Annotated in this window: 18 protein-coding genes; 8 read left to right on the top strand and 10 right to left on the bottom strand. The window is 44.6% G+C overall.

Annotation, left to right across the window (positions count from 1 at the left end):
* The first annotated feature begins 47 nt into the window (after window positions 1–47).
* Both asd and EXM22_RS01275 read left to right on the top strand, forming a co-directional pair.
* Window positions 48–1,169 (top strand): aspartate-semialdehyde dehydrogenase, encoded by a 1,122-nt coding sequence (gene asd, locus EXM22_RS01280; protein WP_149484771.1) that lies wholly within the window; start codon window positions 48–50, stop codon window positions 1,167–1,169.
* A gap of 143 nt (window positions 1,170–1,312) precedes the next feature.
* Complete coding sequence (locus EXM22_RS01275; protein ID WP_149484770.1) at window positions 1,313–1,927, top strand: hypothetical protein; 615 nt, start codon at window positions 1,313–1,315, stop codon at window positions 1,925–1,927.
* On the opposite strand, the gene EXM22_RS01270 is transcribed toward EXM22_RS01275, so the two are convergent.
* Window positions 1,924–2,409, bottom strand: a complete 486-nt coding sequence (locus tag EXM22_RS01270) for a GAF domain-containing protein (RefSeq protein ID WP_149484769.1) — start codon at window positions 2,407–2,409, stop codon at window positions 1,924–1,926. The two genes, EXM22_RS01275 and EXM22_RS01270, sit on opposite strands and share 4 nt — an antisense overlap.
* Before the next feature lie 105 nt (window positions 2,410–2,514).
* Between EXM22_RS01270 and EXM22_RS01265 the strand changes: the two genes are divergently transcribed.
* Both EXM22_RS01265 and EXM22_RS01260 read left to right on the top strand, forming a co-directional pair.
* Complete coding sequence (locus tag EXM22_RS01265; protein WP_149484768.1) at window positions 2,515–3,216, top strand: uracil-DNA glycosylase family protein; 702 nt, start codon at window positions 2,515–2,517, stop codon at window positions 3,214–3,216.
* Window positions 3,213–4,391 carry a deoxyguanosinetriphosphate triphosphohydrolase family protein gene (locus EXM22_RS01260; RefSeq protein WP_149484767.1) on the top strand — a complete coding sequence of 393 codons (1,179 nt, stop codon included), beginning with the start codon at window positions 3,213–3,215 and terminating at the stop codon, window positions 4,389–4,391. Before EXM22_RS01265 ends, EXM22_RS01260 begins: the two co-directional genes overlap by 4 nt.
* Before the next feature lie 80 nt (window positions 4,392–4,471).
* Here EXM22_RS01260 and EXM22_RS01255 read toward each other — a convergent pair whose 3' ends face one another.
* The gene (locus tag EXM22_RS01255; RefSeq protein WP_168203273.1) at window positions 4,472–6,166 is read right to left on the bottom strand and encodes an ATP-binding protein; all 1,695 of its coding nucleotides are present in this window, start codon (window positions 6,164–6,166) and stop codon (window positions 4,472–4,474) included.
* Window positions 6,167–6,372: 206 nt separating this feature from the next.
* Here EXM22_RS01255 and EXM22_RS01250 point away from each other — a divergent pair, with 206 nt between their 5' ends.
* The 3 genes from EXM22_RS01250 to EXM22_RS01240 all read left to right on the top strand — a co-directional run bounded on the left by EXM22_RS01250 (window position 6,373) and on the right by EXM22_RS01240 (window position 10,245).
* A complete protein-coding gene (locus EXM22_RS01250; RefSeq protein ID WP_149484765.1) occupies window positions 6,373–7,410 on the top strand; it encodes an aldo/keto reductase in 1,038 nt (345 codons plus the stop codon).
* Between the two features lie 98 nt (window positions 7,411–7,508).
* On the top strand, window positions 7,509–8,726 hold the full coding sequence (locus EXM22_RS01245) for a YihY/virulence factor BrkB family protein (RefSeq protein WP_149484764.1): 1,218 nt from the start codon (window positions 7,509–7,511) through the stop codon (window positions 8,724–8,726).
* A complete protein-coding gene (locus tag EXM22_RS01240; RefSeq protein WP_149484763.1) occupies window positions 8,719–10,245 on the top strand; it encodes a DNA methyltransferase family protein in 1,527 nt (508 codons plus the stop codon). Before EXM22_RS01245 ends, EXM22_RS01240 begins: the two co-directional genes overlap by 8 nt.
* Here EXM22_RS01240 and EXM22_RS01235 read toward each other — a convergent pair.
* From EXM22_RS01235 to clpS, 4 genes are all read right to left on the bottom strand, one after another.
* Window positions 10,239–11,222 (bottom strand): hypothetical protein, encoded by a 984-nt coding sequence (locus EXM22_RS01235; protein ID WP_149484762.1) that lies wholly within the window; start codon window positions 11,220–11,222, stop codon window positions 10,239–10,241. The genes EXM22_RS01240 and EXM22_RS01235 overlap by 7 nt on opposite strands.
* A gap of 71 nt (window positions 11,223–11,293) precedes the next feature.
* On the bottom strand, window positions 11,294–12,055 hold the full coding sequence (gene aat, locus EXM22_RS01230; protein ID WP_246157056.1) for a leucyl/phenylalanyl-tRNA--protein transferase: 762 nt from the start codon (window positions 12,053–12,055) through the stop codon (window positions 11,294–11,296).
* Window positions 12,045–14,354, bottom strand: a complete 2,310-nt coding sequence (gene clpA, locus EXM22_RS01225) for an ATP-dependent Clp protease ATP-binding subunit ClpA (protein ID WP_149484761.1) — start codon at window positions 14,352–14,354, stop codon at window positions 12,045–12,047. Before clpA ends, aat begins: the two co-directional genes overlap by 11 nt.
* Before the next feature lie 3 nt (window positions 14,355–14,357).
* Window positions 14,358–14,669 carry an ATP-dependent Clp protease adapter ClpS gene (gene clpS / locus EXM22_RS01220; protein ID WP_149484760.1) on the bottom strand — a complete coding sequence of 104 codons (312 nt, stop codon included), beginning with the start codon at window positions 14,667–14,669 and terminating at the stop codon, window positions 14,358–14,360.
* A gap of 179 nt (window positions 14,670–14,848) precedes the next feature.
* Here clpS and EXM22_RS01215 point away from each other — a divergent pair, with 179 nt between their 5' ends.
* Window positions 14,849–15,553 carry a hypothetical protein gene (locus EXM22_RS01215; protein WP_149484759.1) on the top strand — a complete coding sequence of 235 codons (705 nt, stop codon included), beginning with the start codon at window positions 14,849–14,851 and terminating at the stop codon, window positions 15,551–15,553.
* Here EXM22_RS01215 and EXM22_RS01210 read toward each other — a convergent pair.
* The 4 genes from EXM22_RS01210 to surE are packed head-to-tail and all read right to left on the bottom strand — an operon-like array spanning window position 15,531 to window position 19,341.
* Window positions 15,531–15,887 carry a CxxCxxCC domain-containing protein gene (locus EXM22_RS01210; protein WP_168203272.1) on the bottom strand — a complete coding sequence of 119 codons (357 nt, stop codon included), beginning with the start codon at window positions 15,885–15,887 and terminating at the stop codon, window positions 15,531–15,533. The two genes, EXM22_RS01215 and EXM22_RS01210, sit on opposite strands and share 23 nt — an antisense overlap.
* A gap of 7 nt (window positions 15,888–15,894) precedes the next feature.
* Window positions 15,895–17,934: a hypothetical protein gene (locus EXM22_RS01205; protein ID WP_149484757.1), complete on the bottom strand. Its 2,040-nt coding sequence runs from the start codon at window positions 17,932–17,934 to the stop codon at window positions 15,895–15,897.
* Window positions 17,921–18,592, bottom strand: a complete 672-nt coding sequence (locus EXM22_RS01200) for a tetratricopeptide repeat protein (protein WP_149484756.1) — start codon at window positions 18,590–18,592, stop codon at window positions 17,921–17,923. Before EXM22_RS01200 ends, EXM22_RS01205 begins: the two co-directional genes overlap by 14 nt.
* The gene (gene surE, locus EXM22_RS01195) at window positions 18,592–19,341 is read right to left on the bottom strand and encodes a 5'/3'-nucleotidase SurE (RefSeq protein WP_149484755.1); all 750 of its coding nucleotides are present in this window, start codon (window positions 19,339–19,341) and stop codon (window positions 18,592–18,594) included. The genes EXM22_RS01200 and surE overlap by 1 nt, the downstream gene beginning before the upstream one ends.
* Window position 19,342 lies beyond the last annotated feature (1 nt).

Genomic DNA, 19,342 nt, shown 5'->3' with positions numbered 1-19,342 from the left:
CATAAAAACGTATAGTTTTCCTAATTTAAATGTACCGGGAGAGATGAGTGAAAAAAGTCGGGATAATTGGATGGAGAGGAATGGTCGGATCCGTACTGATGGACAGAATGATGTCTGAAGGCGATTTGAATAGAAAAACAATGGACCCCTTATTGTTCTCCACATCCCAGGTTGGTCAGAATGCCCCAGATTTTGGTAGAGAGCTACCTCCTTTAGCGGATGCTTTTGATCTTGAAACACTAAAACAACAAGATATAATCCTCTGCTGCCAGGGAGGATTTTATACAAATAGAATCTATCCAGACCTGATGAAAACCGGATGGAAAGGTTATTGGCTTGATGTTGCCTCAAGTTTGAGAATGAAAGATGACAGCCTGATTGTCCTGGACCCGGTCAATCTCGACGTCATAATGAATGGCCTTCATTCAGGAATCAAAACATTCGTGGGCGGCAACTGCACTGTCAGTTTGATGCTGATGGCCATGGGCGGTCTATTCAGAGAAAACCTGATTGAGTGGGTGACCTCAATGACCTACCAGGCGGCCTCCGGGGCTGGCGCCATGAATATGAAAGAATTGATATCACAGATGGATGTCTTGGGTAAGAGTGCGACAAATTTGTTAAACCCTTCCTCGGTGATCCTCGAACTGGATAAAACGATAACCGAGACTCTCCGAAGTGACGAATTTCCCAAAGAACAATTTGGTGTTCCCCTGGCAGGGAGCCTGATTCCCTGGATAGACAAAGCCATGGACAACGGCATGACCAAGGAAGAGTGGAAGGGGTTTGCCGAAACCAATAAAATATTGATGAACGATCCGGCCATCCCCATTGACGGCCTCTGTGTCCGCATAGGTTCAATGAGGTGCCATTCTCAGGCTCTCACAGTCAAGATGAAAAAGAACGTTCCCCTGGATGAGGTCGAAGATATTATCAAAAGTGGTAATGATTGGGTCAAATTGGTACCGAACTACAAGGAAGCCTCACTAGCGGCTTTAACACCCACAGTCGTGTCCGGCGGATTAACCATCCCTGTCGGAAGAGTTAGAAAACTCAATATGGGACCCGATTATCTTACGGCCTTCACCGTAGGAGACCAGCTTCTCTGGGGTGCTGCAGAACCGGTTCGCCGTATGCTGAACATTACTCTGGATTACCTGGAAGGTTAAAACAAAACAGCCAGAGATGAATCAGCTTAAAAAACCTGCCTTATGAGGCAGGTTTTTTGCTATAATAGGCATATACACTGTTTTTCCCGGAGGAATGGATGCCATTTGTCAATAAAACACTAATTCTTATACTGCTGAGTCTCATGACTTCAGGCTTATGGGCTCTGGACTACGGGATCAAACTGAATCTGGGAATCAGTACAGGAGCTGGACAGGATTGGCAGGAACTCCTTGATGAAGTGGGAAACAGAGATTTTGCCGACTCACTGGGAACTCTCGGCCTGGGCTGCTTTGCCGAGATTCCCCTGAGTTCTGTCAACTTCTTTTCTCCGGAGCTGAACTATGTGATCAACAGAGGAATCCACCTCTCCAACGGCAAAGATGAATACATTAAAATCGCGGCTCTGAACTCCCTCGAGCTGATTTTGCCCGTAACGAGGATATTCCCCCTCTCATCGGAAGATAAAATCTTTCGACTTTCTGGAGGGTTTCAGATTCTTTATTCCAGGAATCTGGTTGAAACCAGCCGGCTAAATGGCATAAAACAAAAAAGTAAAATGAAAAACCAGTCACCCCTCTCTCTGGGATTCATGCTGGCTTCGGGCATGGAGTTTAAAAGGCAGGAAAAAAGAAACTGGCTTGGTGATATGAGGTTGATGATCCCCTTCAGCGATAGACTGAGTTATGATGACAAGCTTGGAAACAGGGTCACCTTGAAAACAGTAGAACTTCTACTGAGCGGTGGAATCAGATTCTAGAGCAGCTCTGTAATCAACTCTGCGGCCTGTTCCAGCCAGAAAGCATCAATCTTGTCAAAGCGGTCCAGCAATGGACTGTCGATATCCAGAACACCCAGAACCACAGCATCCTGAATTAAGGGTATCACCAGTTCACTCCGGCTGGCACTGTCACAGGCAATGTGACCAGGAAAGGATAGGACGTCCCCTACGATCTGAGTTTCGGCCGTCTCAAAGGCTGTACCGCAGACCCCCTTTCCCGGGGTGATTCTGACACAGGCAGGCAAGCCCTGAAAGGGTCCTAAGATCAGAAGATTCTCTTTGCGGTTAAAAAGATAGAATCCCAACCAGTTAATATCATTTAAATACCAGTTTAACAGAGCCGAGGCATTCGCTAAAACAGCAATTCTGTCTGTTTCATCCTGCACAAGGTATGATAGGGCCTTTATGAGAGAAGAATAATCCTCCTCTCTTTTGCCTGTGATTTTAAAAGGTTCAAACACACGATGCCTCCCCGCCCTCAATTGCTTCGATTATACCCGGTTGTTCCGCCAATGTAAAATTTGAAATCAACTGGAAAAAAATGGAAAAATAAGGTAAAAGAGAGTATGCCTTCCCCACACAATACATTTGCTGCCAGATACCTCTCCTTTATCAGCTCCACCGAGATTTCCGTCCCGTTACCGGATGAGACAGAACTGTTGTACCCCTATGAGAATCATGAAGTACAGCGGGTCATGAAGCTTTATTATCACAAGTATTATGGAGACAAGCAGAAAAGGATCTTTCTCATTGGGATCAATCCGGGCCGTTTCGGCGGAGGCGTCACAGGAATTCCCTTTACAGATCCAGAAGCCCTTACAAGCCGTTGTTTCCTAGATCATAATTTTACCGGAGGAAGAGAACTCTCGTCCCGTTTTATCTACGATATGGTTGATTATTGCGGAGGAACGGATCACTTTTTCAGCCGCTATTTTCTGACATCCCTGTCTCCCCTCGGTTTTACCTGGAGGGGTAAGAATAGAAACTACTACGATACTCCTGCCCTGATGAAAGCCCTGAAACCCTGGCTTGTAAAAAGTTTTCAGAATCAACTTGATATGGGAGCCTACAGGCACATAGCCTTTTCGCTGGGCCAGGGAAAGAACTTCAAAATAATAACTGAATTGAACAGGGAATATCATTTTTTTGACAAGATACTCCCCCTCCCGCATCCCCGGTGGATCATGCAGTACCGCCTCAAGGACAAAGAAAACTACCTAAACATTTATAAAGATGAACTGACTAAGGCCTATGAGGAAGCGGAATGAACAGCAGACTCGTATCTACAATTCTGGCACAGAACAAACAAAGAGAAGAACTGACACTCTCAGATGAAGCCTGCCCCAGCAGCAGGGGACTCCGGTTCACTCCGGAAAACCAAAACAGGAATCAGGATGATATCCGCAGTTCTTTTACAAGAGATACAGACAGGATCATACACTCGTCCTCCTATACAAGATATGTCGACAAGACCCAGGTCTTTTATCTCTTTCAAAATGATAATATCACCCACAGAGTTCTCCATGTTCAGCTAGTATCCAAAATTGCCAGGCATATTGGGCGGGCTCTCAAACTCAACGAAGATCTCATAGAAGCCATCGCTCTGGGACATGATTTAGGACACGTTCCTTATGGACATGACGGCGAACGCCATCTGAATGCTCTTTGTGAAGAGCAGAACATCGGGTATTTCACACACAACGGTCAAAGCGTCAGAACTCTAACAGAATTGGAAAACAACGGCAGAGGTCTGAATCTGACAATACAGGTTCTTGACGGCATCCTTTGTCATCAGGGAGAGTTTTTGCATGAGATCTATTTGCCGGAAAAAAATAAAAATGCCGCCAGAGTCATGGAAGAATACCACAGCTGCTTCACAGTCAGGGGAGCCTCCAAAACACTGCGTCCCATGACCCTGGAAGGCTGTGTTGTCAGGGTCTCTGATATCATTGCCTGCATTGGAAGAGATATTGAGGATGCCATTACCATTGGGATGCTAAAACGGGAAGAAATACCTACTGAGGTGCGAAAGATTCTGGGAGACAGAAACGACAGAATCATCCGGGCCCTGTCTTTTGACCTCATCGAACAGAGCTATGGAAAAAAAGGACTTTCTTTCTCAAAGGAGATCCACAAGTCCATGAGTGAACTTCTTCAATTCAACTACAAAAGAATTTATATGAATCCCGATAAAAAGACAGAAGACGGAAAAATAGAAAAGATGTTTCGTTACCTCTATCAGGCCTATCTGAAAGAACTCATCACCCAGGATGAAAACAGCTATATCCACAAATGGGCACATCTTAAGATGAAGCCTTCTTATATCAAAGACAATCCACCCGAACGGATCGCCATAGACTATATTGCCAACATGACAGACCGTTATTTTAATGAAGATTTTCGCCGCAGGGTCATTCCCGAGAATTTCGGATTCAAAATCTGAAGAATGCCGGAAGACCGGCAGATTCACAAAGCGCCCTTCTACCCGATGATATGACCTAAAGAATAGACCGCTGATTTTAGCTATTCCTTGAAATTTTTAACAAGCAAGACCTGATTTCCCTTGCTGTTATATTCTACTTTATCAAAAAGAACCCGGGTCATATTAATTCCTCTACCATGGGTCATAAATTCCTGTTCCACCGAGTGATCCACCATTCTCATGGTAGATTTATAATCAAAGCCAACCCCTTCATCGCGTACCAGGTACTGGACATAATCCGAATTCAAAACATAGTCAATCCTGACCATTCTATCCTTGTATAGAGGATCAACCTGCCTTTCTCTGATAAAATCAAGATAGCGGTTTTCCTTCAAGGCCTGGGACTTTTCTTCAAATGTTATGTTCAAATTTCCATGCTCAATAGCATTGATGATAATTTCCTGAAGACCCATCTTAATCATAAGGGAACTCCCTGAATCCATATACTTATTTAAGGCACTGGTGAGTCTGGTCGTGACATCATCAATGGCAATGATGTAATTTTCGATGGATAACTGCAGTTTCTCCTGCTCAATGCAGCGGATAAGACGGTTAGCCTTCATCTTCTCAGCCCTGCAGATGTACTCGATTTCTCCATCATCGGAATCTACATAATCAATATGGAATTCCAACTCCTCCGGTTCTCCCGTCCTGGGGTCATTAATAACGGAATGGAAAAAGGCAGACTCCTTCTCGCTGCTCAACTGTCTGAGGTTTTCAAGAAGGATTTGCCTCGAGACACCCTTATTTTCTATGTTAGAAAACTTCCCCAGGAGATCGGGAAAGGAAAGGTCAATTTCTTCTTTCGCCAGATGAAAATACTGGCTGGCTTTTTTATTATAGGAAAGGAATTTATAATCTTTGGATAGGGAAAAAACAGCCTGATCGACCCCTTCGGCCAGATGTCTGTATTTTTGCTCAGACAGTTGAAGCTTCTTATGGGTTGACTGAAGGATATCATGGGTGTCATTCAAGCGGTTTTGGGTCATTATATAGTCCACAAGGATGGCAATGATTATGATGAACGACATAAATGACAGTCCTACTGATAGACGTGAAAACCTAAAACCATTCAAGTAGAAACTGTGGCCGAAATGAAAAAAGATCAGATCATCGATGGCCGTAAATGTGGCTATAAAATTCCCGAAAGCTATGAGAATTGTTTTTATATTTGCCTTATTTATAACGATGGAAATAGCCGACATGATGACCAGAACAAAGATACAAAATCCCATAACGAGGTCTCGCACTGAGAGGAGTATTCCCTCCTTTCCCCGGGCAAAATTTCCTGGTGTCAACTGGGCAATATCCGATGCCTCGCTGAGAGAGATAAATAGTTCCGGCTTAATGAGACTCACAACAGTCAACAGTACGGCGGCACCTAAGCCGATATAGGCCATCTTTTCAACGGCCTTTGAAATGAGCGTGGCCTTCTCCATCAGTGCCGATGAGAACATAAGCAGGGTGAACATAAAATAAGAGGCGGTCATCTGCCCGGCGAAATGAAATATCCGGCCTTCTTCATACAACCCCAACCAGCCATAGATGATGAGCAAGGACTCAAAAAAGACGAAGAACATGGCGGTTAGACTGAACAGAAAACCAGTTGAATAAATTTTATTATGAAAATTCTTGTAAAGAAACAGATAGATTATAACAACCGACATGGTCATAAAGAAACAGAAAATAGGGATCATTAATTGGATGGCATCGAAAAGAGAATAATCCCAATTCATCAAAGACTCCACGAGTTGGTATTGTTGTATTATACAGGGAAAATACCATAGCATCCTTATAATTTTTACATCTTATTCTTTTTTTAATTCCTTTTAGAACTTAATATTTAAAAAAGATTAAAACCATTTGCCAAACTTTGAAAAGCATAGTATAAAGGATTCAAGCAGCAGGTGTTCTAACACACTAAAACTGTCAAGGAGAAAATATGTCAAAAACTACAAAAACTTTCTCAATAGCCCCAGATGGTGTAGACCCCGCCAAGGTCCCCACTAGGGAACTCTGGACCGGCAAGAAGATTCCGGCCATTGGCCTTGGAACCTTTGGATCCGATCGTTTTAACATGCAGGATATAGCCGATGCTGTTCTAGGAGCCATTGAAGTAGGATTCAGACACATAGACTGCGCTTCAGTGTATGGAAATGAAGACCTTATAGGAAATTCACTAAAAATAGCCATGGATGGGGGGATCAAAAGAGAAGAGCTCTGGATCACTTCCAAGGTTTGGAACGATAAGCATGATGATGTCATCAATTCCTGTAAAAAGTCTCTAAAAGATCTGCAGCTGGATTATCTTGACCTCTACCTTATCCATTGGCCCTTTCCTAATTTTCATGCTCCAGGATGTGATGTCGATTCAAGAAGCCCCGATGCAAAGCCCTACATCCATGAAAACTACATGAAAACCTGGAGACAGATGGAAAAACTGGTTGAAATGGGACTTGTCAAACACATCGGAACGTCCAATATGACAATTCCTAAACTCAAACTGGTCTTAAGAGATGCAAAAATCAAGCCTGCCTGCAATGAAATGGAGCTCCATCCACACTTTCAACAACAGGAGTTATTTGACTATGTAAGAGAAAACAATATTGTTCCTATCGGGTTCTGCCCTATTGGATCACCCAACAGACCAGACAGAGACAAGACGGATAAGGACACTGTGGATATTGAAGACCCTGTTGTCAAGAAGATCGCGGCCCGTCTGGGAGTTCATCCTGCCGTAGTCTGCCTGAAGTGGGCAGTCCAAAGAGGACAGATTCCAATCCCATTTTCAGTCCATAGGGATAAATATCTGAGCAATTTGAAACTCACTGTTGAAAATCTCCTCAGCGAGGAGGACATGGCGGAACTCTCCAAAATTGATAAGAACTGCCGCCTCATCAAAGGACATGTATTTCTCTGGAAAGATGGCCAGACCTGGGAAGACCTCTGGGACATGAGTGGGGAAATTACCCCTCCCTAGATTTTAATTCCAAGGGGAGGTTTTCCAATTGAGACGGCCTCCCTGCCCCCTTCTCTTGAGCACTTTTTCTTCCTGGCCTATAATCCTTTTAGATTCATATGAAAAAAGATTCTTCGCGCATATTTCAGTACATTCACTTCCTGCGGCAAATCGTTCAGCGCTTTATCGATGATGCGGGGCCTCAAAGGGCAGCCGGTCTGGCATACTCTACCCTAATGGCAATTGTTCCTCTCCTGGCCATTCTCATAGGTTTTGGCGGTCCTATCATGACAGATGATTCGGTACAATCTTTTATTGCCGAAACACTCCTGCCTGTAATGCAAGATCCCATTAAAAACGCAATCCTCGATTTTGCAGAGAACAGTAAACGATTGGGTTTCCTTGGAACTCCCATATTCATTATCACAGTACTGAATCTATTGAATAACATAGAATTAACTCTGAATCATATTTTCAGAGTGGGCACCGATAGAAAAATTATCAACCGCATTGCCACCTATACGGCGGTCATCATATTCGCGGGTATGTTCATATCCGCCAGCATCACTCTTTCGGGAGATATGATCAATCTGGTTCTTCAAAAATTGGGGTACTCCTGGTTCTATCCCCTTTTCCAAAAGAGGATGGCTTCATTTCTCTTTATTTTTCTGGGACAGTTTATTCTTCTGACCATCATACCCGGTCGCAGAATCCATTCCTTGAGTGTCTTTGTAGCTGCCACAACTGGAACCATTTTATGGGAGCTCTCCAAACGGCTTTTTGGATTCTGGGCAACCCAGTCCGTCCGTCTATCGATCATCTACGGATCACTCTTTATGGTCCCCCTCATGTTGATATGGCTGATGCTGGTTTGGATGAATCTCCTTCTCATGGCAGAACTGGCTTATGTTCACCAACACCGCAGCTATTTCTCCCTGAAGAGTATAAAAACAAATGCTCCTGCAGAAGCTCTGATAAATAGCCTCAGGCTCTTCTCGATGATTACCAGGGCCTTTAAAAACGGACAGGCCCCTCCCGATTTATTTGAACTGTCCCAAATCCTAAATATGCCCGAAAGGAATGCTGAAAAACTGCTTTTACCCTTATTGGAACAGGGAATTCTCTACAAGGTCATTCTTGAAAACAAAAATACTGGCTTTCTCCCTTCGAGACCCCTCAATACTATTGAATTAAGATCACTGCTCCATGCCCTTTGCAATTATAGCAATCCCATACCGGGATACGAAGAAGATCCTCTGATCAAAGCTGTGTTTTCAGAAGTCACAGATTGCCTTGGTGATAAAAAAATTGAAGAAATACTCGAAAAGTATGAATAAAGTATCCCCGAAAAGCAAAAAAGACAGAAAAAAAATCGGAGCTTTCTTCACGCCTCTCTGGATCGCAGAGGAGATGATCAGAGCCTATGATATACACAAGAAGTGGGCATCTGGAGCCTCTGTTCTTGATCCCACAGCCGGAAACGGCAGACTTCTGGAAGCCCTGATCAGGGTTTGTCAGAAGGACAGGGTTCCTCTGACCTCCCCCATGCTTAATCGGCTCAGGGGGTATGAAAGAGAAAAAGCCTTTACCCTGGATTTCAACGACAGGATGGAAAACGAGTATGAACTGAAGATCCAAAAGGAGATTCTGGTCCATCAAGATTTTCTGAAGGTATCCCCTCAATCATGGGATATTCTTCTTGGAAATCCACCCTGGTTGAATTTTACAGATGTGCCCGATGAGGACAAAGAAGAACTCAAGGTCTGGTTTAAACGGTATGGACTCATCAATAGTGGAAAAAAAATTCTCCTGGGTCATTCCAGAATTGATCTGGCAGCCTTGATCATTCAAAAAGCGATGCAGGATCATCTCAAACCAGGAGGAGAAGGCTATTTCTTCATTCCCCTATCCCTACTTCTCAATGAAGGGGCACATAATGCCTTCCGCAAAGGAATCCTCCAAGGAGATCGCTTCTGTTTCCAGGAAATCAGAGACTTTGGTACCAACAGGGTTTTCCAGGAAGTGAGTACACGCTGCGGTTTCTCGGTCCTAAAGAAATCAGAACCCCAAGAGGAGAGGATTCCCTACCTGACCCTCTCTGAAACAGGCCAGTGGACCAGCGAAATATGTGCTCCCGTAGGAGAAGCGGGAAGCTCCTATAGGATACAGGACGATATTCTCCCACCGTCCCTGATCCGGATATCTCGTGACTCCCGTCCCAGACAGGGCATCAACACTGGTGGCCGAAATCATATTTTTATCTTCGATGCAATGGAAAAACTCAATGCGGGTATCCTGCGGATGCAGAATAAGAGGGGAGAATTCCTTTTACCGGAAGATCTTGTTTATCCTCTTATCACAAACCGTCAGTTTAGAAACGATGCCCCTCCCAACCGCTTTGTCTTTCTTCCCTACAACAAAATGGGTAAGGCCCTTGATGAAGAAGAACTCAAATCCTATCCTCACGCCTGGCAATACCTGCAGGACCACAAGGATCAGCTAACCAACAGAAAAGGAAGTATGCTGGGCAGTACCATGAAAAATGGAAGATTCTGGACACTCTTAGGCGTAGGCCCCTACACCTTCTCATCCTGGAAAATTGTCTGGGAAGCCTATGGTAAAAAAGAGTTCAATCCACGGATTTTCAACAACTATGAGGGAAAGATATGGATTCCAAACCAGGCGCTTCAGGCAGCTTGTTCATTTGAAACAGAAGAAGAAGCCACGAGAGTCCTGAGTGAATTGAAGCATCCAGGCATTAATAGAATTTTAAAACAACAGAATATGGAGGGAACCTGTAATTGGGCTCAACCGGGCCGAATCTCACACTTCATGCAGCTAGAGGACCATCAGTAGCTGTATTTTAATTTCATCCCGGCTTCCCATGAATTCGTTTCCTGAATATTCGTAGTTCCATTGGAAACTTCATTGAAGATTCCCAGTTTCCAGTTTTCAGTAAACTGATACCCTGCTCCTATGGAATACTGGGCCATACTGACATCATTCAATTCACTCAGAAAAAAGAAATCAAAATTTAAATCTACCAGAAGTTTTTTGAACAAAGCCTGATTTTTAAAGAGGTACCTCAACAGGGCATCCTCAAAGTAGACACCTGCAACAAAGGCGCTGCTGATCTCAAGATCCCCACGACCATCCTGCTGCGTGCTGTCTTCATGAAGGAAAAGGTATCCGATGCCCATCTTAGCTCCCAAAATGAGCCGGTTCTCCATGGTTTCGGCAAAATAACCCCGGATATGAAGAGTCATATCGAATTGATGGTCTAACATATCGATGTTATCGTCGTTATGAACGGCTCCCCGGTAACGGGCGGCAACTCCAAATTTGCGTTCCGATTCATTAAAGAAATATTCTGTCTCTGCAAAAATCCGGGAAAAGGGATGTTCCGGAGTACTGACTTCTCCGGTCAAGACCAGGCCGTTCTCCACATAGACGGGCTGAGTCAATCCATATGAACCGCCTAAAGTGAAAGCAAAAGACCTTCTATAAAGTCCTGGATTCTCTCTCTGTGCTTCAGATAACAGTTCTCTGGCAAAATCAGGAGAGATGATCTCTTGTTCTTCAGGGATATAAAAATCGGTGAAGTTCGGAGTCTCCGTGTCTATTTCAGAACCCGTATCCTGCCCTTCATCCAAGAGAATGATCTCAAAAACAGATTGTCTTAACTCCTGGAGTGAACGCTCATTGGGCGCCAGTGCTGTAGCTGCATCCAAATAGGCCAGGGCATTTTTGTATCGGCCATTGGAAATTTCACCCAGAGCCAGGTCGATTAGACTATCCTTTCTATACTCCTGTTCCAGAAAATCTGATTCCAAGGACGTCCCTGTCTGTGCCGTGATTAAAAACAGAGGATATAAGATAAAAAGGCCTAATAGAACACACTGTTTCAGCCTGGAGCCTCCTCAGACTGCCCTGCGAACCCCGTCCATACCGGAGACTCTGGAAAACCGGGAAAAAGAAGAGACCAATTTCCCCGGACAGTCCCCTCCGTCAAGGCCTCCTTCAGCTCTTTTAGAAAACGGCTGCGGGGAACATCACAGGCCCCCAGAGAGCCTAGATGTTCCGTATGCTGCTGACAGTCGATAAATGCAAACCCCTTATGTTGGAGAAAGCAGCTCAAGGCAATCAAGGCAGTTTTAGAAGCATTGGCAGAGAGAGCAAACATGGATTCTCCAAAAAAGACACGTCCTAAAGAGAGTCCATAAAGACCGCCGGCAAGACGTCCCGCTTCCCAGACTTCCACCGAATGGGCAAAGCCAAGTTCATGAAGAGAGCAGTAGGCCTCGAGCATCTCAGATGAAATCCAGGTTCCATCCTGGCCTTTCCTTGGAACTTTGCCACAACCTGTCATGACATCTCTAAAAGCCCGGTCCAAAGTTAGCGTAAACTTTCCGGATTTCAAGACTTTTCTCATGGACCGGCTGACCTTCAGATTTTCATGGTATAAGACAAATCGGGGATCAAGACTCCACCAGAGGATCTCCTCTCCTTCATTAAACCAGGGAAAAATCCCCTGGACATAGGCGGAAAGTAGTAGACCGGGAGACAAATTTCCACCGACTCCGACAATTTCATCTTCCCAGGTCTCCTCTGGAGGAAAAGGAAAATACTGATCATATTCCAGCCAGGGAAAATCCTCATCCCTCACTGGGAAGGACCTCGATCGTGACAACACCGTCCTTCAGATCGGCTTTTGCCTTTCCCCCCGACACCAGACTACCGAAAAGAACTTGATCTACAAAGAAGGTTTTAATCTTATCATCTATGAGCCTGGAAATATTACGGGCCCCATATTCCCGGGAGTATCCTTCAGCCGCCAGATAGGCAATACAGCTGTCACTCACCTCCAGGGTCACATGTCTGGCTGCCAATTGCTTCTCAAAACTGGACAGTTCTTTTTTAACAATGGAAATGACAACATCATCGGGAAGATTGCCAAAGGTTATAATCTGGTCCAGTCTGTTTCTGAACTCGGGTGTAAAGATTCTATTCACCTCATCATTGACAACTTGTGCATTGATGATCCTATCACCGAAACCAATCTGGCTTTTCCCCAGATCTCTGGCTCCCGCATTAGAAGTCATGATGATAACGGCATGACGGAAATCCGCCTTGCGTCCCATATTGTCTGTGACCGTGGCATAATCCATCATCTGGAGAAGAATATTAAACACATCTGGATGAGCTTTCTCAATTTCATCCAGAAGCAGTACAGCATGGGGATTCTTACGAATCGTATCCGTAAGAAGACCCCCCTCTTCATATCCCACATAGCCGGGAGGAGATCCTATGAGCCTTGAAACCGTATGCTTCTCCTGGTATTCACTCATATCAATTCTATGAAGAGAGACCCCCAGTTCAGACGCCAATAACCTGGCCAATTCAGTTTTACCAACCCCTGTGGGTCCAACAAACAGGAAGGAGGCAACAGGCTTATGGTCTTGCCTGAACCCGGCTCTAGACCGTCTTATCGCCAGAGTAACCGCATCTACGGCCTCATCCTGGCCAAAGAGGTTCTTCTTTAACTGTTTATCCAAATCCCTCAGTTTATCTGTTTCATTGGCAGACACGCTCTTTTCCGGGATTCTGGCAATAGAAGCCACCACTTTTTCAATATCCTGCTCAGACACTTCCGGTAGAATCTCACTGTCGGGAGAATCTCCATCGGCCTTTTCTTTTTCCTGTTTCAGCGCCTTCCAGGCTCCTGCCTCATCAATCAGATCGATTGCCTTATCGGGAAGATGCTTTTCATTTATATACTGATCTGAAAGTCTGACAGCAGCTTCCAGAGCCTCATCTGAGAACTTCACTCCATGATGAATTTCATACACATCCTGAAGACCTTTCAAAATTTGAAGGGTCTCATCAACGGTTGTTTCCGGTATATCAACTTTTTGAAACCGTCTGGCAAGGGCGTGATCTTTTTCAAAATGCTTTGAATACTCATCATAGGTAGTACTGCCAATGCAGCGCAGCTGCCCCTTAGCCAAAGCGGGTTTTAATAAGTTCCCCGCATCCATACTGCCGCCGGAAACCGCTCCGGCTCCGATAATGGTATGAATTTCATCAATAAATAGAATGGATTTGTTTACTTTTTCCAGGTCCTTAAGGACCCTCTTCATCCGCTCTTCGAAGTCTCCCCGAAAGCGTGTTCCTGCCAGAAGGCTGCCCATATCCAGAGAAAAGATCTTGAAACCTTTTAGAAAGGAAGGAACTTGATCATTCACGATTCTGTATGCCAATCCTTCGGTCAGGGCGGTCTTCCCAACACCCGGTTCTCCTACATGAACCGGATTATTTTTGAGCCTGCGAGAGAGAATCTGTATGGTTCTTTCAAGAATTTCATCCCGTCCGATAAGCGGCTCAAGTTTGCCTTCTTCGGCTAAACGGGTCAAATCGGTTGTATATTGAGCCAGAGCTGACTTACTCTTCCGGTCCTGCCTGTGTCCCCGGCTCTCTTGGGAGGAGATCTCTTCGGCCGCCTCTTCCGAATCGGAGTCCATGAGGCCCTCTTCATCCACCGGCTCCTCATAGGGATGGGACACGAGACTGAGAAGCTCCAAGCGGTTCACTCCAGATTTTCTCATATAATAAGAAGCAAAACTTTCCGGTTCATCCAATATGGCCACCAGCAAATCACCAATGTTGATAATATCTTTGCCGGCAGAACTCATCTGCAGCATGGAGCGTTCTATGATGTTCTGTAGCCCCTCGGATTGTATCGGTTCGGCCCCGGTGACAACCTCAATGTTTTTAGAAAAGAACTCTTCAAGTTCTTCTAGAATAAGGTCCGGGTCTCCCCCGCAGGATTCAATCAATTCCCGGGGAGCATCAAAATCTAGAGTCGTGAAAAGCAGATGTTCAGGGGTAAAATATTCATGCTTTCTGCTTCTGGCTTCCTGATAAGCCGCATTAACGATAATCTGAAGTTCCTGACTGATATCCATAGATTAAGCCTTCTCCATGACGCATTTCAGAGGATATTCGCGTCGTTTTGCAAGCTCTTTCACCTGTTTAACTTTCGTCGAAGCAATATCGTAGGTATACAGACCTACCATACCCCGGCCCTTCTTATGCACATCCAACATGATCCTGGTTGCATCTACGGGCTGCTTATGAAAAATAGTCACGAGGACCTCAACTACAAAATCTTGAGTAGTGTAATCATCATTTAGAAGGAGGACTCTGTACATATCCGGCTCTTTGAGGCCGTCGTCCACCTGGTTTAGAAATTCGCTGTCAAAGCTGTTTTGTCCTGCCATATTCTTAATGTACTGATTTTTTGGGCCTCTATCAATCTTTTTGAATGTGCCTCTTCTTTTTTAAAGAGGAAAAAGAAGTAATTAGAATCATCTTCGGGATAATCTGTGAGACATGATTTACTTTTAACATTCCTGGTACTATACTTGAGTAAGAAAAGATTCAATGCGGAGAGAATGTTATGACATATATCAAAAAATGTTTCTTCAATATCAGGCCTCTGAGTCTTCTGGTTTTGATGTTTTTTTCCCTGACCATTAGTCTGACTGCGAATGAAAGCTTTTATAGTGATTACTCTGAAAGCGAAAGGCTTGTTATTGCCGGGGCCTATCTGGCAGTGGGAGAACAGTACAGTGAATTGGGAGAAAGCGATAAGGCATCAGCATATAAACGCATGGCCGATGAGATTTTCCCTGGAATAGAATCAAAGGAAGTCATTCCTCTAAAAGCCCCTGAGGAAACCGGACAGATAAACGCTTCTGCTCCTGTAAGACCCAGCGGCAAAGAATCGGCGGCAGTACAGTATTTCTTTGGTAAATTGATGAGAGCCGTTTTTTCAGAAAATGAAAAAGACCTGTCTTCACTCCTCTCAACCAGACTCTATCTGCCTGGTTATGATGATGGTGTCTCCAAAAATGATGTTCAGGAATTCATTCATAAAGCCTTCATGAAATACCCTTTGGATGAGACCGATCCGGCATCTATCTATAAACTGGATAGGATTTTCATTAGATCAGAAGGTAATTCCTGGGTAGCCAGTGTTAATTTGACAGAAGAGGGCATCAATGTTTTTGATAGGGAGTTTGGCTTCTACGGAACTCTTCAAAAATTTTACTTTAGAGAATACAGAGAAGGTTGGCGGCTTATCGCTGTGAGCGCCGAATAGACAGTATAGATTTTATATTTTTTACGGGGTGCTTTATGGCACCCCTTACTTTTACAACATATCCACAGTCCGGAGGTAATGCCCGGGAGAAGAGCGCTGTCCACAGTGTTATTTTCTGACACTCTTTGCAGGCATTGAACCGATTGACATAAACTGTACAACGCTTGCTTTCTTCCTCCAGAAACCGGCAGGGCTTGTCATAATCAATGACAAGAGATCCCCCGGGAATGAAGTGTTTTTCATAGCAGCATTTACCACAGCCATGGCACAATAATTCCCATTTCTCATTCCAGGCTTCGGCTATTTTTTTCACACTCATTTCTTCACTCAGCATTTAGGATTCAGTATTCCAAAGGAGCATAAAACCCCATTTCATCCCTGCCACTCTTCTTGATAAAGTTGACCTCAAGGGAAAGAGGGATATAGGCTCTACCAAAATCGGTATAGGCCAATGAATCATAACTCACAGTATAATAACCATTCACATCACTTCTGACCTGTTCCAGAAGGGGCAGAATTCCGCGGGGTTGAAAGAGGTACTGACTGGTACCACCTGTTTCTCTGGCGATAAAATCCAGCTCATCATTTCTTTTTTGGGCATCCAGATAAACTGGATAAAATGAAATACCGTTATTCTTCATATACTGAGCCATGTCCTGCAGACCATAGCGGATAAAGGTGTCGGGATGAATATTTCCATCGGTGAGAAAGACAAGAGCCTTCCTCTTTCTACCGGGAATCAGATGGGAGGCTCCCAGCCTGAGACTTGAGGCAACATCACTTTCTGGACTCCAGCCATCCATCATCCTTTCTAGAGCATCAAGAGTATTATCTCCGGGTTCTGCCAGCAGTTGGGGTGCATCCATTGCACCAATGAGGTAGTGCTCATCTCCTGGATTCAAATGACGGAATAATTCCCTAACACCGTCTCTCATGACCTCATCACGGCTCTGGAGACGACTGCTCTTGTCCACAACAACAGCCAGGCTCAAATCATTATTATCGTATCCTGTATAGGACATCTCAAAATTTTCAATGTTTCGATCTTTTTCTCTTATAAAGAAATTCAATTTATCCAGACCGACAACTGGTTTTCCCCAGCGGTCCTCCACTGTAAAATCCACGTGAACCTGAGGATATTCATCTGTGACTACACGGTTAATCCTCAAAAAAAGACCGGCATATAGGGTGGAAACATCTGTCATAACAGACACAGAGTTCCTGTCAAAATCGGCTGAAATGATATTCCCGTTTTCATCCTGACAGATGCTGAGAACCCGCTTCCCCTTCCCTCCAAGATCGGAGGAGACGGCAAGAACGTCGTTTTCCAGGTTATAGACCATGATCCTGCCCGCATCGGCAATTAAAAGAGAATCATCTGATGTAAACAGGAGTCCTTCTGGGGATGTCAAACCCTCGCGGATAAGGGGTTTCAGATAGTTTCCACTTTCATCAAAAACCTCAATGCGTCCGGTTTTTGAATCGGCTACATAAACATTGCCGTTTCTCAAGGCAATTCCGCTGGGACCTGCCAAACCGGAATAATCCGCCCGCCGCTCACCAAAGCTTAGGATGAATTCCCCTTCCAGGTTAAACTTACTGATCCTTCTGTTCCCCCACTCTGAGACATAGATATAACCGTCCTCGGAGACTGCCAAATATTGAGGGCCCAGAAGCTGACCAGGCTCCCGGCCTTTTGAACCGATTGTCAGGACTCTGAAACCATCCGGACTGCAGACTGAAATTTGATCAGCCCCATATTCTGAAATAACAAGGTTATCATCGGGTAGAAAGGCGATGTCCCAGGGTCTGTCAAATCCCAGCAAGCCACCGGCCAGAACGTGATGGATTCGCCCCGTTGTTGTGATTCTTATAAGATTCCCATTAAGATAGGACAGAAGATAAAAGCTTCCGTCCCTCTTGGGAGAGGCTGCCACAGACACCGGTCTGTTGTAGTAGTTGATACCGGCCTGTTCCCTGGGTATTTCGAAGAGTTCTACAAGTTTACCACTGGACTTCAACTCTCTGGCCAGACCTCTGCGGTCTGTGATAATTTCGACAAAACTAAGCAGTGCAGAACCGGCATTTCCTCCGGAGATAATATTGTCCCATTCATTCAGAGCCGCTTCTTCAAATCCCGACTGATAATAACTTCTTCCCAGCCAGAAACGGGTCAGATCATTATCATTATCCATGGCTAAAGATTTTTCAAAAGAGAGTATGGCCTTATTATAGAGTCCCTGATGGTAAGAGATGACACCCCAGCGCAACTCTTCTGCGGCCCGGATTGCCACAGAATCGGAAACCTGATTCTGCTGAGCCGGAAGAAGAGCCGAGAAGAAGAAAAAGAAGAGGAGAATAAGTGGCTTAAAATCGATCATACTGCTCTATCATTTTCAAATGCCCCTTACAAATTGGTTCATCCCCACCGGCTTTCAAGGCCTTTTCAGCATAAATTTTAGCTTCTTTTAATTTCCCTGTTCTAAACAGTGCCCAGGCCAGAGAGTCCATATAATTTCCATTATCAGGCTGGATGGACAATGCCATCTGACAATATTCAACAGCTTTTTCCGGATTAATGCCCTCATCGGCCATGATATAACCCATAGAATTCAATGTATTGGCATTCTCAGGGTCTAACTCCAATGAGCGCGAAAGAAAGTCAATGCTCTCTTCCACTTTCTTCTGGTTCCACAGGGCATACCCCAGAGAAGTGAAAATCTGGCAGGATTCGAATCCGTCCTTCAAGACTTTTTTGAGCTGATTTTCTGCACCCTTGAAATTCTTAGTTATATTATAGACATAACTGAGGACCATTCGGCATTGATAGATCCGGATAAGCGAACTGTCCCTTTCCGCGGCTTTTTCTAAATAAAAGACAGCGGCACTGAACTCTTCCAGTCGTGTGTAACAAAGCCCCATCAAATAAGCCAACTCAGGATCATCCACAGGGTCGATATCCTCCGAAAGCAAAGTATCAAGAGCTTCCTGATATAAGCCATTATTATATAGATTCAGCCCGTCTTCCCGAAAAGTCATCAGCAGACAGACCCGGCTTTTTCAGAGAGTTTCCCGATATGAGGAACGATAGACGGTGCCAGGGAAATTGCAGAAATAGAAACATGACCCGATTGTACGGCCTTAACATCAGATCCTTCGTCGTTTTCCGACTGAATCAGGTTTCCCTTGAGAAAACAATAAGTCCCTTCGTCTCTGGGAGATTGAAACATAACAACTTCATCTTTATAGATTCTCCGGGCAGGCCGGCACCATTTCATTTCGCAGGTAACATCCATTTTCTCTGGAAAGTTCATATTAAGGAAACAACCCTCTTCCCAAAGGGATACCAGTTTTTCCAAAGAGGTCGATATATATTCGGAAATCGAATCAAAATCAAAGGGAGGAACAAACTTATTCATTGAAATGGCAATGGAAGGAGTGTTTTTTAAAGCCCCCTGCCTGGCTGCTGCAGCCGTGCCGGAATAAAGGATGTCGGTTCCCATATTCGGTCCAATATTGATTCCAGATAAAATCACATCGAACTCTTCCTCCAGATAGCCACCCTGACCGTAGACAATACAATCAACGGGAGTTCCGGAGCAGCTGAATAAACGCGGTTCCTTCTGCTTAATTTTAACTGGTTCTTTCAGAGTAATGGAATGAGAATAACCACTACGGTCTCCATCGGGAGCCATGACCCAGACATCATGATCACGGGATAATATATCTCTGAGACTCAATATACCGGGACTTTGAATCCCGTCATCGTTGGTGATTAATATTTTCATG

Origin of the sequence: Oceanispirochaeta crateris (assembly GCF_008329965.1) — a bacterium.
Taxonomy (GTDB): domain Bacteria; phylum Spirochaetota; class Spirochaetia; order DSM-2461; family DSM-2461; genus Oceanispirochaeta; species Oceanispirochaeta crateris.
This window is presented reverse-complemented; position numbering and strand designations above follow the sequence as displayed.

Excerpts from the sequence above, each read along its gene's own strand:
- EXM22_RS01275 (WP_149484770.1), top strand. The coding sequence starts at position 1,313 with ATGACTTCAGGCTTATGGGCTCTGGACTACGGGATCAAACTGAATCTG.
- EXM22_RS01265 (WP_149484768.1), top strand. The coding sequence starts at position 2,515 with ATGCCTTCCCCACACAATACATTTGCTGCCAGATACCTCTCCTTTATC.
- EXM22_RS01260 (WP_149484767.1), top strand. The coding sequence starts at position 3,213 with ATGAACAGCAGACTCGTATCTACAATTCTGGCACAGAACAAACAAAGA.
- EXM22_RS01255 (WP_168203273.1), bottom strand. The coding sequence starts at position 6,166 with ATGAATTGGGATTATTCTCTTTTCGATGCCATCCAATTAATGATCCCT.
- EXM22_RS01250 (WP_149484765.1), top strand. The coding sequence starts at position 6,373 with ATGTCAAAAACTACAAAAACTTTCTCAATAGCCCCAGATGGTGTAGAC.
- EXM22_RS01245 (WP_149484764.1), top strand. The coding sequence starts at position 7,509 with ATGAAAAAAGATTCTTCGCGCATATTTCAGTACATTCACTTCCTGCGG.
- EXM22_RS01240 (WP_149484763.1), top strand. The coding sequence starts at position 8,719 with ATGAATAAAGTATCCCCGAAAAGCAAAAAAGACAGAAAAAAAATCGGA.
- clpA (WP_149484761.1), bottom strand. The coding sequence starts at position 14,354 with ATGGATATCAGTCAGGAACTTCAGATTATCGTTAATGCGGCTTATCAG.
- clpS (WP_149484760.1), bottom strand. The coding sequence starts at position 14,669 with ATGGCAGGACAAAACAGCTTTGACAGCGAATTTCTAAACCAGGTGGAC.
- EXM22_RS01215 (WP_149484759.1), top strand. The coding sequence starts at position 14,849 with ATGACATATATCAAAAAATGTTTCTTCAATATCAGGCCTCTGAGTCTT.
- EXM22_RS01210 (WP_168203272.1), bottom strand. The coding sequence starts at position 15,887 with ATGCTGAGTGAAGAAATGAGTGTGAAAAAAATAGCCGAAGCCTGGAAT.
- EXM22_RS01205 (WP_149484757.1), bottom strand. The coding sequence starts at position 17,934 with ATGATCGATTTTAAGCCACTTATTCTCCTCTTCTTTTTCTTCTTCTCG.
- EXM22_RS01200 (WP_149484756.1), bottom strand. The coding sequence starts at position 18,592 with ATGACTTTTCGGGAAGACGGGCTGAATCTATATAATAATGGCTTATAT.
- surE (WP_149484755.1), bottom strand. The coding sequence starts at position 19,341 with ATGAAAATATTAATCACCAACGATGACGGGATTCAAAGTCCCGGTATA.